Origin of the sequence: Rhodoplanes sp., from assembly GCF_013377085.1 — a bacterium.
Lineage (GTDB): Bacteria > Pseudomonadota > Alphaproteobacteria > Rhizobiales > Xanthobacteraceae > Rhodoplanes.
On the sequence record NZ_JACAAX010000007.1, the window covers coordinates 62,295 to 76,768 of the forward strand.

Here is a 14,474-nt window from a genome sequence, read left to right on the forward strand (position 1 = left end):
CAATGGCGCGTTTGGCCACGCTGGGCAGGCGACTCGCCACGCTCGACACGCGCAGCGCCCCGCCTATCCCCAAGGACACGGATCCCCACTACAGCACGCAGGCCCATAGGGCGTGGCGTGCAGGGGTCTACAGGCGGGCAGGCTACGCGTGCGAGGCATGTGGCGCTCGTGGCGTCAAGCTGTACGCCGACCATATCCACGAGCTGCGCGACGGTGGCGCTGCGCTCGATCCTGCTAATGGGCAGTGCCTTTGTGCAGGTTGTCATATGGTCAAGACTACAACCGCCCGCGCCGAAAGGCAGGGGGGATAGGGGTAAAAATCCTCGCGAGTTAAGACACTTGCGCACCGTATTCAAATCACACCTACGGAATCAAACCTAATCGTACGAAAATGCTGCACTGCAGCAAAAGGGGTTAGCTATGGCACGCGGCGGCTACCGTCCGGGCGCAGGGCGGCCGGCTGGTCCGCGCCCTGCCAAGATCGTCACTGAGCTGGAGAAGGCGGCCAAGGCTGCCGCCCTGGTCGCACGGGCCGAGCGCGCCGAGCGCGCCGCGGCGCCGCCGTCGCTGCCACAGTCGCCCCCGGCGCCGGGCGTCTCCATGCTCACCGGCGGCGACCCTTCCGCGGTCGCGGTGCCGCCCCCGGGCGGCTTCAAGACGGCGCTGGAGTTCGCCATGGCCGTGATCAACGACCCGGCGGCGGCGATGAACGCCCGGACGGCGCTCGCGATTGCGGCGATGCCCTACCAGCACCCGAAGCTCGCCGAGAAGACGACAAAGAAGGATGAGGCGGCAGCCGCAGCGCGCAAGGCGGCCAGCGCCGGGCGCTATGCGCCGCCGGCCCCGCCGCGGCTGGCCGTCGACAACACGACTGCATGAGCGCCGCGCCGACGTGGACGACGGCTCTCCCGGATTGGGAGCGCCGCATCCTCAAGCGGCAGTCGCTCATGCCCTGCGGCCCGCTGTTCCCGGAGGAGGCGGCTGCCGCCCGTGCGGTGTTCGACTCGCTGCGCATCGTGGATGCGCCGGGCTCGCCCACGATCGGCGAAGCATGCCGCCCGTGGGTGGGGGAGTTCGCATCGGCGATCTTCGGCGCCTACAACGCCGAGACGGGCCGCCGGCTGATCCGCGAATTCTTTTTGCTGGTCTCGAAAAAGAACAGCAAGAGCACGATCGCCGCCGGGATCATGATGACGGCCTTGATTCGGAATTGGCGCAAGAGCGCCGAGTTCCTGATCCTCGCGCCGACGATCGAGGTGGCAGACAACAGCTTCAAGCCGGCGCGCGACATGGTCGCCGCCGACGATGAGCTGCGCGAGATCCTTTTCGTCCAAGAGCACCTGCGCACGATCACGCACAGAACGACGGGCGCAAGCCTCAAGGTGGTGGCCGCGGACAATGACGCGGTGTCCGGCAAGAAAGCCGTGGGCGTGCTGATCGACGAAAAATGGTTGTTCGGCAAGCGCGTGAACGCCGAGAACATGCTGCGCGAGGCGACGGGCGGGCTCGCGTCCCGGCCCGAGGGCTTCGTCATCAGTCTGTCGACCATGTCCGACGACGCGCCGGCCGGTGTGTTTCTGCAGGATCTCAAGGACTATCGCGATATCCGTGACGGGAAGCACGTCGACAATCGGCGGCTCGGCCTGATCTTCGAATTCCCCGACAAGCTGATTAAGTCGGGCGCATATCTGGATCCGGAAAATTTCTACGTCACGAACCCCAATCTCGGGGCGAGCGTGGATGTGGAGTTCCTGCTCGACGAGCTGGGCAAGGCGAAGCGGGCCGGCGCAAAATCGCTGTGTGGTTTCGCCGCCAAGCACCTGAACGTCGAAATCGGCCTGAACCTGCGATCGGACAGTTGGGCCGGCGCCGAGTTTTGGATGGCCGCGGCCGAGCCGCAATTGACGCTCGAGTCCCTGCTCGATCGGTCCGAGGTGGTTGTCGTCGGGATCGACGGCGGCGGCCTGGACGATCTGCTCGGCCTCACGGTGTTAGGGCGGTGCAAGACAACCCGGCATTGGCTGTCGTGGTCGCGGGCATGGGCGCACAAAATCGTGCTCGATCGCCGGCAGGACATCGCCAGCAAGCTCCTCGATTTCCAAAAAGACGGGCACCTGCAGATCGTCGACTCGCCGGGCGAGGACGTGGCCGCGGTCGCGGACATCGTCACGCAGATCGAGGAGCGTGGGCTGCTCGCCAAGGACCAAGCCATCGCGGTCGACTCGGTCGGCATCGGCGACATTGTCGACGAGCTGACGAGCGCGGCCCGCGGCTTCGCCCTGGAGCGCATCGTCGGGATCTCGCAGGGCTGGAAACTGTCCGGCGCGATCAAGACGTGTGAACGCCGCGTGGCGGGGTTGGAGTTGGAGCACGACGGATCGCCGATGATGGCGTGGTGCGTGGGAAACGCGAAAGCGGAACTGCGCGGCAACGCGACGGCGATCACGAAGCAGCTATCAGGCTCGGCCAAGATCGACCCGCTCATGTCGCTGTTCAACGCCGTCAGTTTGATGGCGACCAATCCCGAGTCGGTGGCTGGTGCGTCCGTCTACACGGGCGAGCGCGGGCTGCTCGTCTTTTCCCTCTGACATAGCGAGGCGCGGCCATGGGCTGGATTGCTCGCCTGCTCGGCCGCGACCCCGAGCCAATCAAGCGCGACGCGACGGACTCGGACCCGTCCATGTGGATGGATTCGCTCTACAGCGTGCGTTCGGTTTCCGGCATCAATGTGAATCAGGGGACCGCCCTGAACGCCGCGGCCGTGATGGCGGCCGTGACGATGCTGGCCGAGGACGTCGCCAAACTGCCGTGGTCGCTGCGTAAGAAAAACGACGACGGCTCATCCGACGAGGAGACGTCGCACCCGCTCGCCGATCTGCTGCATGAGCCGAACGACTGGCAGAACGGACTCGAATTCCGCGAGCAGATGCAGATCGGGCTCGTGCTTCGCGGCAACGCGTACGCCGTCATTCTCTACGACGGCCGTGGGCGCCCGACCATGCTCGTGCCGGTGAATCCGGATTGGGTGTCGCTGTGGCAGGCGCCCGGCGGCGATCTGTTCTACCGCGTCACCCCGCAGGGCCTTCATATGATGGCAGTGCTGCAGGGGCAGCCGTTTTTGATCCCTGCATCTGACATGCTGCACCTCCGCGGCTTCTCCAGCAACGGGCTGGTGGGCGCGTCCCGCATCGCGCTCGCACGCGAGTCGATCGGCCTCGCGCTGGCGCAGGAACAGCAGGCGGCCCGGTTCATCGCCAACGCCGCGCGGCCGTCCGGCATGCTCACGACGGATCAGAAGCTTACGCCGGAAGCGGCGCAGCGGCTTGCCGCCGATTTCAAGGCGGCATCGGTCGGCCTCCAGAACACCGGAAAGGTGATCGTGGGCGAGCAGGGGCTCAAGTACGCCCCGCTGTCGCCGGCCGCTTCGGATCTGGAGTTCCTCGCTTCGCGCAAATTCCAGATTGAAGAGATCGCGCGAATTTTCAGAATCCCGCTGCACATGCTCGCCAACCTTGAACGGTCGACGAACAACAACATCATGCAGCAGAGTCAGGAATATGTGAACTACACCCTCACCGGGTATACAAACAGGTGGTGCGCCAAGCTGTCGAGTCACTTCGGGCTGCGCAAGGCCGGGTTGTTCGTAGAATTCGATTTCAACGAACTGACCAAGGCCGATCTGACGACGCGAATCAACAACTGGCGCACGCAGATCATGAGCATGATGGCGACGCCGGACGAAGCGCGCATCGATCTCGGATTCAAGCCGAAGGGTAAGCAAGCCGACACGCTGCAGTTCCCGCAGAACATGGCGGCGGCCGGTAGCCAATCGACCGGCACCAAGCCGGACAACCTGCGCCCCACGCCCGGCGGCCCTGAGAAGCCCGAGCCCGCCGAGAAGGCTTACAACCCCGATCAGCCTCGTGACGAGATCGGGCGATGGGGCAGCGGAAGCGTCCACGATACGGGCGTCCAGGCGCACGGCCCCAAAACCGCGAAAAAGGTACAGCGGCAGTGGCAGAAGGACTCGCCCTATACCGACGCGGAAAAGATCCACGCGAGGGCGGTCCATGATCAGGTGACGCTCGCCGAGGCAGCGGCTGAAATCGGCAAGGAGAACGGCGTCGAATTCAAAAACCCCGGCCCGAAAAAGTTGGAGGATCTGGAAAACAAGATCACGGTCCGCGGCAAGAAAGCCACGGGGATCACGGACGGGGTACGCGGCGGGTACAATGTCACGACGCCGGAACAGGCCGACTCGATAGTCGCGGGCCTCGGGAAGCGGTTCCCCACGATCGATGAGGGCTGGGCCACTACCGACGCCGGCTATTTCGACCGCAAGGCGCTCGTGAAATTCCCGGATGGCATCGTGGGAGAGGTTCAGTTCTGGCACCCCGCCATGGAAGACGCGAAAAAGCACGGCGGGGGCCATCGTCTCTATAAGATCGCACGCGACCTCAAGGATGGCGATCCGGAGAAGGCCCGACTCGAATCCGAGATGCGGGACATCTACGGCAAGGTGACGTCCAACCTTCCGTCATCGTGGGATGCGGCGCTCAAGCATCACCGCTAGTCGGCGAACGCTTCGGCCGGCAGCGGCGGCAGGTCCGGATACATCTCCTCGAAATCGGACTTGCTCAGGAGCCGAGCGTTGGCGAATGCCTCGGTGTGGTCCATTCGGGTCCACTTCTCGAAAGCGATCGTCCAGGCTTCGGTCTCCCCCAGCAAGACGGGGGAGTCGTCGTTGTCGTCGGCATATTTGTACGGCTTGGCCATCTCGAAAGTCTCCTGTTTCCCTCGTGCGACCTTATGCACGAGGGGCGGTACTAGTCAACGAAAATGTTGATTATCAGCGGACATGCGCCGGCCCATATGGACCCATCCACCCGAGGCCGTTCTTGTCGTCGAGCACGTTCCCCCGGGCGTGCTTGGCCGGGCCTTTCCAGCCGGCAGCCTTGAGCACGGCGCCGTTGGTGGTGTCCACGAAACAGTAGACCGAACCGCCGTGCACGACGCGCACGTACCGCTTGCCGCGGTCGAGCCGCCAAGGCTCGCGGTCATTGGTCGGATAGTTTTTGTCCATGTAGTCCGCGTGGATCTTCTGGACACCGGCGAAGAACGAGGCGAGGGCGGTTTCGAAATCGGCGGACATGGCGGGGTCTCCTCTGTCTCTGAACCACAAGCGGACCCTACCACCGCAGTGCGGATAGTCAACATCAAAACGGACAATCTAAAAAGAATCTTGGAGCCCTAAAATGCCGATGCTTTCGCAGGCCGAATTTCACGCTGGCGTGGCCGCTGGCCATTCCGCTCGGATCAAGGGCGCCACCGTGACCCGGTTTGCGCCGCAGGCGGCGGACCTCACCGAGCAGGTGGGCCGGACGATCCGATTCGTGTTCAGCGACGACTCGGTCGATCGCATGGGCGACACGCTGTCCGCCAAGGGCTGGCAGCTCGACGACTACCGGCAGAACAACATCGCCCTGTGGGCGCACGACGCTTCGCAGCCGCCTGTCGGCAAGGGCCTGAACGTGGGCGTGGCGGGCAATCGTCTGATGGGCGATATCGAATTCGCCGAGGCGGATCTGTCGCCTTTCGCGGACATGATTTTCCGCATGTACAAGGGCGGCTTCCTGAACGCCGTCAGCGTCGGTTTCCAGCCGATCGAATGGCGGCTCGCCAAGGACAAGAGCCGGCCGCATGGCGTCGATTTCCAGAAGCAGGCGCTCATGGAAATCTCGTGCGTGCCCGTGCCGGCGCTGCCGTCCGCGCTCGTCCAGGCTCGCGCCGCCGGGATCGATACGGCACCACTCATCGGGTGGACCGAGTCGGTGCTCGACTCGGGCGACTGTCTGCTCGTGCCGCGCGCCGAGATCGAGGCGCTGCGCAAGATGGCCGGCGCCCCTGTGACTCGGGCGGGTAGGAAAATCTCGGCGGCCACTGCCAAGACGCTCGGCGCCGCGCACGAATGCATGACGGCGGCGTGCGGGCATATCAAGAGCCTCACGGACGCGCCGGACGACGAGCCCGACGCGGATCCCGACGACAAGGCGGCCGAGCCCGACGCGGACGACACGGAGGCCGCGACGGTGGCCAAGGCTGCCGCCGACGCGCTCGCCGCGCAGGCCGAAGCCGACGCGCTCGCCGCGCAGGTGGCGCAGGCCGAGGCCGATGCTGCGGCCCTGCGAGCCCGCAAGGCGCGGGCGATGCGGCGCCGTCTCTCACTCTGATCCAACCCAATCCCCTCCGCCAATGGCGAGAGGCCGTCCGGTCGCGCAAGCGGCCTCTCTACGCATGCCGAGAAAGGGCAGACAAATGACTCTCAAGGAAATCCGCGACGCGATCGGCAAGGCGGTCGACCGCCTCAACACTACCGAGATCGTGAACGACGCCGCGGCGTACGAGGCCCTGGAGGCCGAGATCGCCGGCATGGAGGCGCAGCTCGTGCGGGCCGTGAAGGCGCAGGAGCGTTCGGCGAAGCTGGCCCGCCCGGTCGACCCGCGCGAGCCCGGCGCCGGCATCGAGGGTGACGTGACGGATGCGGACGCCCGCACCCTGTCGAGCCTCGTCTCCGAAGCCCGCGCGATGAGCATTCGCGAGGCCCGGCCCGTCCGTTTCGACGACTGCATTTCGATCGCTCGGCGCGGCCTCAACTCGACGATCGACCGTTCGAAGGCGTTCCGGAACGTCGGCGAGCAGCTCCAGGCGGTTTTCCAGCACTACGCTTCCAAGGGCACGTCGACCGACTCGCGGCTCGTGCGAGCCCCCACGGGCGCGGGCGAGGTGGACGCCACCGGCGGCGGCTTCCTCGTGCAGACCGATTTCCAGGCGGCCATCTTCATGCTCGCCCATGACCTCGGCTCGGTGCTGCCGCTCGTCAACAAGATCCCGATCTCGGCCAACGCGAACGGCCTCAAGATCCCGGGCGTGGACGAGTCCTCGCGTGCGACCGGATCCCGCTGGGGTGGCATCTCCACGAAGTGGGCGGCCGAGGGCATCGCTGGCGACGAGAGCAAGCCGAAGTATCGCCTCGTCGAGTTCGATCTGCGCAAGCTGATCTCCAAGATGACGATCACGGACGAGCTTCTGCAGGACTCGACGGCGCTCACCGCCATCGCCGGGCAGGCGTTCTCGGAAGAAATCATGTTCGTCACCGAGGACGCGATCGTGGAGGGCACGGGCAGCGGCCAGCCGCTCGGCTTCATGAATTCGCAGGCGCTCATCACGGTCGCCAAGGAGGCCGGGCAGGCCCCCGGCACGATCGTCAAGGAGAACATCGATAAGATGTGGGCGCGGTGCTGGGCGCGCAGCCGCAAAAATGCGGTGTGGCTGTACAATCAGGACATCGAGCCGCAGCTCAACTCCCTCAACGGCGCGGTCGGCACCGGCGGCCAGCTCGTCTATCTGCCTCCGGGCGGCGTCGCCAACGCTCCGAATTCCACCCTGTACGGCCGTCCGATGATCGCGACGGAATATTCGGCGGCGCTCGGCACCCCGGGCGATCTCGTGCTCGTCGATCTGAGTCAGTACACCATCGTCGACAAGGGCGGCACGCAGTTCGCGACCTCCATGCACGTCGCTTTCGATACCGACGAGATGCGGTTCCGGATCACGTACCGGGTCGACGGACGGCCGATGTGGCATCAGCCCATCACCCCGTTCAAGGGCAACCTCACGAAGTCGCCCTTCGTCGCCATCGGGCAGCGGTAAACGCAGACAATCGGCGCCGATGTAGACAGAGTGGGCGCTGCTTCGGCAGCGTCCGCCTGACTCTTTTCCTCTGTTTCAAAGAAAGGGCCGCACATGGCTCGCCAGTATTCCGTCCCCGAGCAGATCCCGTTCGTGGAGGTGCTCCCGATCGCGACCGACGCCGCGGGCCGCACCGGGTCGTATATCTCGCTCAAGAACGCGCTCAAGGCGTGGCTCGTCTGCGAGGTGAATCAGGGCAACGCCGCGCAGGTGACGTTCACGCCGCTGCAGGCGCAGGACGTGGCCGGCACGGGGTCCAAGGCGATCGCCGCCACCCGCATCCACGTCAATCAGGACCGCGCCGCGAGCGATATCGGCGCGTGGCAGGCGGCGGCTGCCGCGCTCCAGCTCTCGGCCACGCTCAAGAGCAAGATCGCGATTTTCGAAATCGTGCCCGAGCAGGTGCTCGACGTGACGAACGGATTCCGGACCCTCACGGTGCAGACCAGCGCATCGAACGCCGCGAACATCACCAAGGCGATGCTCGTCTACCTGCCGGCATACATGCAGGCGGCGCCGCCGTCGACCCTGATCAACTGATCACGATTGCCGGGCGGCTTCGGTCGCTCGGCCCCCTCCATTTCGTCTGATGACGGCCGCGGCAGTGCGGTCGGAACGGAGTCGGTTTCATGTCGACAAGGTCCAAGTACAACGCTGGCACTCTCGTGTTCTTCGATCCGGCGCAGAATTACGAGAACGTGCTCCCCGTCTCCCCGTTCTATTACGAGGACGATTTCGTGGGGGCGGGCAAACAGGCGTTCGCCACCACCGGAACGCAGGGCCTCGACTGGATCAAGAAGATCGTCGGCGCCGCGCCGCCCACTCTCGCGGGCGTGGCGAATGCCGCGGGCGGGCAGGTGCAAGCCGCGCTCACGTCGACTTCGGAGAAGCAGGAGGCCACGCTCTATTGGGCGGACAACCTGCAGATCGACATGACCAAGGGCGCGTGTTTCGAGGCGCGCGTCAAACTGCCCGTGCTGCCGAGCATCGCAGGCGTTCAAGCGGTGTGGGGCCTGTCGAGCGCGTGGGCGGACGGACCGGACAACGCGTCGTATTACGCCGAGTTCGGCGTCAACGGTTCGGGCGCGCTTCTGCTTCGGTCCAGGGACGGCGTGACCACCAACAGCAAGGCGACCGCGACGACGCTGCTCGCGACCGACTGGCATATCTTCCGTATGGATGCCACCGATGTGACGGACGTCAAGTTCTTCGTGGATGGCGTTCAGCAGAACGTCAACAACGGCCTCGCGTTCGCCGCGACCGGCGCAAACGCGATCCTGCAGCCGTATTTCGGCGTCTACAAAGCGAGCGGCGTCGGCGTCGGAACCCTGCTCGTCGACTACATACGGCTGTGGTCCAACCGCACCTAATTCGAGAGCCCGGCGGGTCGCGCATTCGGCGCGGCCCGCGTCGCCGCATTGAAGGAAGAACACCATGGCTCTCGGGATGAATTTCACGCAAACGGCCGCGCTCATCAGCAGCGGCAGTGCGTTGTCGGCCGCCGTCGCGCTCGGTGCGGGTACGCTGGTGGGCATTGCGATGCCGGCCGCGTGGGACGCCGCGGCCCTCACGTTTCAGGTGTCGAGCGATGGCGGGGGCTCGTGGCAGGAGGCGCAGGGCGCCGCGGCCGTGCTCACCTACTCGGCCGCTGCCGGTCAGTATATCGCCATCGATCCGGCGCTGTGGCGCGGCGTCAACATGGTCAAGATCCGCTCTGGCACGCTGGGCACGCCGGTGAATCAGACGGCCGACCGCACGTTGACGCTGATCACTCGATCGCTCGCGTAAGGGGCGCCCCATGGCCGTGCAAACTCTGACGACCGTCAACACCGCGGCCACCGCCACCGCGTTGCGCTTCGCGACGCTCGCGCAGGCGCGCATCTTGATCCACGGCACCACCCCGGCCGATGACGATTTTCTGAACCTACAGATCGGATGGGCGTCGCAAGCAATTCGGAATTTCTGCAATCGCGTGCTCGCGGTCGAAACGGTCACCGATGAGTATTGGCCGGATCGAGACGGATACCAGTGGGTGGTGGTGGGCGGCCTGTCGCCGATTCAGCTCACTCGGTTCCCCGTGACGTCGGCGCCGGTAGTGATCGAGGACGGCGTACCGCTCACAGAGGGGGCGGACTATCGCGTCGCCTACGATCGGGGGCACCTGATTAGACTCGACTCGGCGGGATATCCGACCCGGTGGTCGGCGGTGCCTGTGTCTGCGAAGTACCTGGCCGGCTACGATCCGATGGCGGATGACATTGTCGACGCGACGATCCGCATGGTCAAGGCGGCGTGGTTCGCGCGCAAGCGTGACCCGTATCTTCGGCAGAAAACGGTGGACGGCATCGGATCAAAATCCTGGTGGGTTTCGTCTGGACCGGGCGGCGGAAACATGCCGCCCGACGTCGTCGATCTGTTGGACAATTACCGGGTTCCGGTGTTCGCATAAGGATCTGCTCACATGGAAATGCCCGGAACCTACACGCTATTCGCTGGCGCGATCGGATCGCCGCTCGCGGCCATTGCGCAGACCCCGGTTGTCTCTCTCGACGGCATGACAGCCATCACCCTGGACGCCGTGTTTCAATACGGAAGCGGCGGCACTTCCTGCATCCTGCTCGTGCAAACTTCGTTTGATAGCGGGTACACGTGGCGGGACATAGCGCGGTTCGATTTTGCCACCGCGGCGGCCATCAAGATCGCCAACTTGGAGGGCCTGCTTTCGAAGGGCATCACGATATATGCCCCCCTCGCGGCAGAGGGCGTGCTTGACGGCGTGCTCGGCGACTGCCTCCGGGCCGTGATCACTTCCACGGGCACCTACGTCAACACCACCGCCTCCCTTCGTGTGGGTGTCCGGTGATCGATGCGCGGCAATACGCCCGGATGCTCGCCGGGCTTGTCGCGGTCGCTGAAATTCACGCATCCACCAAAAGGAATGAGCAGATGAGCGCCAACGTCCGCGGGCTCGCCCGCCTCGTCAACACGATGAAGAGTGTCAACGATCAGGCGGACGCAATCGCCGATCAACTGGAGGCGCACCAGACGCGACTCGCCAGCGGCCTCGCCGCGGCGTCGCAGATGGTTTCGGATATCGGCGCCGCCGCCGACGATCTGACGTCGAGCCTCTCGGTTTTCACGAATGGTGGGCCGCCCTTGGAAGACGCTTCGGTGTCGGCGACCGCCACCGTGACGGCCGCGGAAGCCGCGGCGGTGGCTGCGCCCACCAGTCAGCCGAGCGCCTCGTGGGCCGGCGGGCAGGCGTGACATGGGCGCCGAGGCGGCCGACCTAGACGAAGCACTGGCCGACGACGGCGAGGATGTGATCCTGCGGCGCATGGTCGGCATCGCGCCGAACAGGGCTAACGTGGATGTCACGGTGCGGGCCTTCGTTCGGTTCGGCGCGACGCAAGAACTTCTCGGCGGCGTGGCGATGAGCACGCTATCGGTGATCATCTCGGCGACGCAGATCATCGCCGCGCAGTGGCCCGGGGGGCAGGCCCCCACGCTGCCGCCATTCGACCCGGACTCGCGCGTTCCGCTGAACACGGACACGCTGATTGTCCAAGGGCGGCGGCGCACCATCACGGCGGTGCAGCCGATCTATCTCGATGGCGAGTTGGTCCGCATCAACATGACGGCGGTGGGATAATGGCGAGCGCGCCGGTTACGATCGCAGTGGAGGCGCTCCTCGCCGCCAACTGGACGACGACTCCCATCCTCGGCACCAACACTGCGGGGCAGCCCCCGGCGGATGGCGGGCCATTCGTGGCGGTTCAGTACCCGGTGGCCCGAGAAAATCAGCACTCATTCGGTGCCCCCGGATCGAACGCCTATAAGGAAACCGGCGCGTTCCGGATCGTGCTGAACATTCCGCGCGGAGAGGGGCTACCGCAGGCGCTCGCTTGGGCGGACACGTTGCGGGCGGTCTTCCGCGGGGTCGACACGGCTGGAGTATCAATGTTTGCTCCGTCGCCACCTGTGACCAACGACGCGAACGATCTCGGTTCCTATTATCAGATCAGCTTTGCGGTCCCGTACTGGTATTGGCTGTTCGGCTAACGCCGCGCTTAACCCTACAATGATGGAGTGAGTCCATGACGATCGCCTCTGGCGCGCGTTCCCGAGTCGCGTACGTCGCAGAAACCGTCCCCGGCACGACGCCGGCCACGCCCGCGTTCAATCAGATCCGGGTGACGAGTGGCGGCATCCGCACCCACAAAACCACGAAGACGATCACCGAGATCGCCGCGGACCGCAACATCCGCGACGAGGTGAATCCCTATCAGTCGGGAAGCGTCAGCTACAATTTCGCGCTGCACTACGGCGCTTTCGACGACATTCTGCAGCAGGCGCTTTTCGGCACGTGGACCACGAACGTGCTCAAGAACGGCCTCGTTCGAAACTTCGCGACCTTCGAGGAGACGTATCAGTTCGGCGCTTCGCAGAGCTTCTCCCGGCTCACCATGGGCATGGTCGACACGTTCAATCTGGAGATCGCGGCACAGTCCGAGATCACCGGGTCGTTCGGCGTCATCGGGCAGAAGGAGACGATCGACACGGTGATCGTCACCGGCGCCACCTATGTGGCCCCCAGCACGGAGGCGGTCATGTCGGCGGGCCTCGGCGTGGGCGCGCTGACGGTCGCGGGCCTCACGGCGCCGAAGATCAAAAAGATCAGCCTCGCGATCAAGAACAACGCGGTGCAGCGGCCCCTCGTCGACTCGCTGTACAGCGACGAATTCGGCGAGGGCATGTTCGATGTGACGGGCAGCATGGAGATGTATTTCTCGCAGAATGCGGCCTATCAGAAGGTGCTCGATCACGGCGGCGGCGCGCTGTCCATGACGCTGGGCGTCACGACGCTCAAGAAATACACGGTCGCGCTTCCGCAGATCGTGTTTCTCGACGGCGCCCGTTCGATGAGCGGCCCGAACGCGGACGTGATGGTGACGATTCCGTTCCGCGCCAAGTACGATTCCAGCTCGGCCTCGACGATGAGCATCACGCGGGGGGTTGCCTGATGGGCGCCCTGATCAAGATCGAGATCCTCGTCGACTTCTACGGCTACCCGGACGGCGCGGGCGAGGTGTTCTATCAGGTCGGTACGGTCACCACCGTGCCGGAAGAGTTCTCCACCAATGTCTGCGGCAAGGGGCTCGCCCGGGTCGTAGACGAAACCGAAAAGGTGACCGATGCGACTCAGTGACATCAAGGTCGATTCCGCCGCGATCGAGCGTGGCGATTGGGTCGACAACATCCCCGAGCTTTCTGATCTCCGCTTGAAGGTGCGCGGCGACAACAATTCCGACTATCGCGCGCTTTCGGGCAGGCTGCAGCGCGCCCTCCCGGCGGGGCAGCGATCGGACGGGCTCGCGCCCGATGTGGCGGACAAGATCACGGTCGAGTTGCTGCACAAGACGGTGCTGCTCGATTGGTCGGGCCTCGTGGACGCGGCCGGCGTGGCGGTCCCCTACACCCCCGAGCTTGCGCTGTCGCTTTTGTCGGATCCGGACTTTCGGAACTTCCGGTATGGCGTGGCGTGGGCGGCGGCGGTGGTGGCGTCCCGCCGCAAGGCCGAGCAGGATGCCGCGGTAAAAAACTGACCGACGCCCTGCGCTGGTCGCTGGAGTGGGGCGAACAAGAGGCGTGGCTGCTGGCATGGGCGGAAGAGGACGGCGAGATACCGCCGGCCCTCGCCGCCAAGGTCTCGGCGGATCCGCATCTCGTAACCGAGTGGGAAGCGTACCGACAGCTTCGGTGCGACCGCACGGTAGGGATGACGATGGGTCCGATTCCTTGGACGTCGTTACACGCCTACGCGACACGATACGGAATCGCTGACATCGATGAGTTTGATCGGTTCGTGGCGCTTATGCGCGCCATGGAAGACGTCGAATCGTCCGTGTCGAGCAAACCGAGCGGTGGCTGATATGGCATTCCGAGCCGCCGTCGACATTCTCACCGAGCGACAGATTGACGATCTGGTGACCCCGCGAATCTACGCGCAGATGTTGGCCGACTACGCCAACGACAACGCGCGGCAGGCGCAGCGGACGAATGAACAGGCGCTCGGCCGCGCCGTCACGTACTTGACGCTGATCAACGGCACCCCCCGGCCGATCACGGCCGAGGCGATCCTCGCGGAGAAGGCCGGGCACATAGAAATTGAATACGATTTCAATCTCGGCCTGATGGGTGTTGCGCAAGGCGCGCTCAACGCGGTCGCTGCGCTGCGCGCCACCCTGGCGGGGAGGTTCTTAGTTCGCGGCATGATCCACGGCACTATGGACCTATTCAAGAGTGATGGGTCGGTTGACGAGGAAGTCGAGCGCGCGATCGTGCTGACGTGGATCATGGAGCAGCTCGTTGCGGCGGCTCCGGTTCTTACCGGCGCCTATCGAGACGCGTTAGTGCTGTACGCGGACGGAGTCGAGAGTGAGCCTTCGGACGCGTCCGTCGATACCAAAGAATTCATTTTCATGAACACGACGCCCTACTCAAACAAGATCGAGCATGGCGAGTCTGATCAGGCACCAGACGGCGTTTTTGAAGGTGTTGCCGCGCTCGCAGACGAGCAGTTCGGCGAGCTAGCGGACATCGGGTTCATGTATCTGGATCGTCCGGGCGGCTCCGGTGCCGCGGGCGAGCGTGGTCCTTGCATCTCCGTGGAGTTCAAATAATGGCCACCCTTGCCGATATCGTCCAGAAGGTCCGCATTGTCC

General features: G+C 64.9%; 20 protein-coding genes. 18 read left to right on the forward strand and 2 right to left on the reverse strand.

The features are described 5' to 3' along the window. Positions 1-2 precede the first annotated feature (2 nt). The 4 genes from HXX10_RS07620 (at position 3) to HXX10_RS07635 (ending at position 4,573) form a co-directional block, all read left to right on the forward strand. Positions 3-311 (forward strand): HNH endonuclease signature motif containing protein, encoded by a 309-nt coding sequence (locus HXX10_RS07620; RefSeq protein ID WP_296521291.1) that lies wholly within the window; start codon positions 3-5, stop codon positions 309-311. Positions 312-420: 109 nt separating this feature from the next. Next, positions 421-879, forward strand: coding sequence for a hypothetical protein (locus HXX10_RS07625; RefSeq protein ID WP_296521293.1), 459 nt, complete (start codon positions 421-423; stop codon positions 877-879). Next, positions 876-2,588, forward strand: coding sequence for a terminase TerL endonuclease subunit (locus HXX10_RS07630; protein WP_296521294.1), 1,713 nt, complete (start codon positions 876-878; stop codon positions 2,586-2,588). The genes HXX10_RS07625 and HXX10_RS07630 overlap by 4 nt, the downstream gene beginning before the upstream one ends. 17 nt (positions 2,589-2,605) lie before the next feature. Further along, on the forward strand, positions 2,606-4,573 hold the full coding sequence (locus tag HXX10_RS07635; protein WP_296521296.1) for a phage portal protein: 1,968 nt from the start codon (positions 2,606-2,608) through the stop codon (positions 4,571-4,573). Here HXX10_RS07635 and HXX10_RS07640 read toward each other — a convergent pair. Beyond that, positions 4,570-4,776, reverse strand: coding sequence for a hypothetical protein (locus tag HXX10_RS07640; protein ID WP_296521298.1), 207 nt, complete (start codon positions 4,774-4,776; stop codon positions 4,570-4,572). The two genes, HXX10_RS07635 and HXX10_RS07640, sit on opposite strands and share 4 nt — an antisense overlap. Before the next feature lie 73 nt (positions 4,777-4,849). Beyond that, positions 4,850-5,152, reverse strand: a complete 303-nt coding sequence (locus HXX10_RS07645) for a hypothetical protein (protein ID WP_296521299.1) — start codon at positions 5,150-5,152, stop codon at positions 4,850-4,852. A 103-nt stretch (positions 5,153-5,255) separates the two neighbouring features. Between HXX10_RS07645 and HXX10_RS07650 the strand changes: the two genes are divergently transcribed. The 14 genes from HXX10_RS07650 (at position 5,256) to HXX10_RS07715 (ending at position 14,432) form a co-directional block, all read left to right on the forward strand. Then, a complete protein-coding gene (locus tag HXX10_RS07650; protein ID WP_296521301.1) occupies positions 5,256-6,230 on the forward strand; it encodes an HK97 family phage prohead protease in 975 nt (324 codons plus the stop codon). 85 nt (positions 6,231-6,315) lie between these two features. Beyond that, positions 6,316-7,710: a phage major capsid protein gene (locus HXX10_RS07655; protein WP_296521302.1), complete on the forward strand. Its 1,395-nt coding sequence runs from the start codon at positions 6,316-6,318 to the stop codon at positions 7,708-7,710. 93 nt (positions 7,711-7,803) lie between these two features. Beyond that, positions 7,804-8,289, forward strand: a complete 486-nt coding sequence (locus HXX10_RS07660) for a hypothetical protein (protein WP_296521304.1) — start codon at positions 7,804-7,806, stop codon at positions 8,287-8,289. An 89-nt stretch (positions 8,290-8,378) separates the two neighbouring features. Continuing rightward, on the forward strand, positions 8,379-9,119 hold the full coding sequence (locus HXX10_RS07665) for a hypothetical protein (RefSeq protein WP_296521307.1): 741 nt from the start codon (positions 8,379-8,381) through the stop codon (positions 9,117-9,119). 64 nt (positions 9,120-9,183) lie between these two features. Continuing rightward, entirely contained in the window at positions 9,184-9,537 is a 354-nt protein-coding gene (locus HXX10_RS07670; RefSeq protein ID WP_296521309.1) for a hypothetical protein, read from the forward strand. A 10-nt stretch (positions 9,538-9,547) separates the two neighbouring features. After that, the gene (locus HXX10_RS07675; RefSeq protein WP_296521311.1) at positions 9,548-10,198 is read left to right on the forward strand and encodes a hypothetical protein; all 651 of its coding nucleotides are present in this window, start codon (positions 9,548-9,550) and stop codon (positions 10,196-10,198) included. Positions 10,199-10,210: 12 nt separating this feature from the next. Continuing rightward, positions 10,211-10,612 (forward strand): hypothetical protein, encoded by a 402-nt coding sequence (locus tag HXX10_RS07680; protein WP_296521313.1) that lies wholly within the window; start codon positions 10,211-10,213, stop codon positions 10,610-10,612. Continuing rightward, complete coding sequence (locus HXX10_RS07685; RefSeq protein WP_296521314.1) at positions 10,609-11,016, forward strand: hypothetical protein; 408 nt, start codon at positions 10,609-10,611, stop codon at positions 11,014-11,016. The genes HXX10_RS07680 and HXX10_RS07685 overlap by 4 nt, the downstream gene beginning before the upstream one ends. A gap of 1 nt (position 11,017) precedes the next feature. Next, complete coding sequence (locus tag HXX10_RS07690; RefSeq protein ID WP_296521316.1) at positions 11,018-11,401, forward strand: hypothetical protein; 384 nt, start codon at positions 11,018-11,020, stop codon at positions 11,399-11,401. Beyond that, positions 11,401-11,811, forward strand: a complete 411-nt coding sequence (locus HXX10_RS07695; RefSeq protein ID WP_296521318.1) for a phage tail terminator-like protein — start codon at positions 11,401-11,403, stop codon at positions 11,809-11,811. The genes HXX10_RS07690 and HXX10_RS07695 overlap by 1 nt, the downstream gene beginning before the upstream one ends. A gap of 35 nt (positions 11,812-11,846) precedes the next feature. Beyond that, positions 11,847-12,773 carry a phage tail tube protein gene (locus tag HXX10_RS07700; RefSeq protein ID WP_296521320.1) on the forward strand — a complete coding sequence of 309 codons (927 nt, stop codon included), beginning with the start codon at positions 11,847-11,849 and terminating at the stop codon, positions 12,771-12,773. After that, complete coding sequence (locus HXX10_RS07705; RefSeq protein ID WP_296521322.1) at positions 12,773-12,958, forward strand: hypothetical protein; 186 nt, start codon at positions 12,773-12,775, stop codon at positions 12,956-12,958. Before HXX10_RS07700 ends, HXX10_RS07705 begins: the two co-directional genes overlap by 1 nt. Then, positions 12,945-13,355, forward strand: a complete 411-nt coding sequence (locus tag HXX10_RS07710; protein WP_296521324.1) for a hypothetical protein — start codon at positions 12,945-12,947, stop codon at positions 13,353-13,355. The genes HXX10_RS07705 and HXX10_RS07710 overlap by 14 nt, the downstream gene beginning before the upstream one ends. 327 nt (positions 13,356-13,682) lie before the next feature. Then, complete coding sequence (locus tag HXX10_RS07715; protein WP_296521326.1) at positions 13,683-14,432, forward strand: hypothetical protein; 750 nt, start codon at positions 13,683-13,685, stop codon at positions 14,430-14,432. Positions 14,433-14,474: the final 42 nt, after the last annotated feature.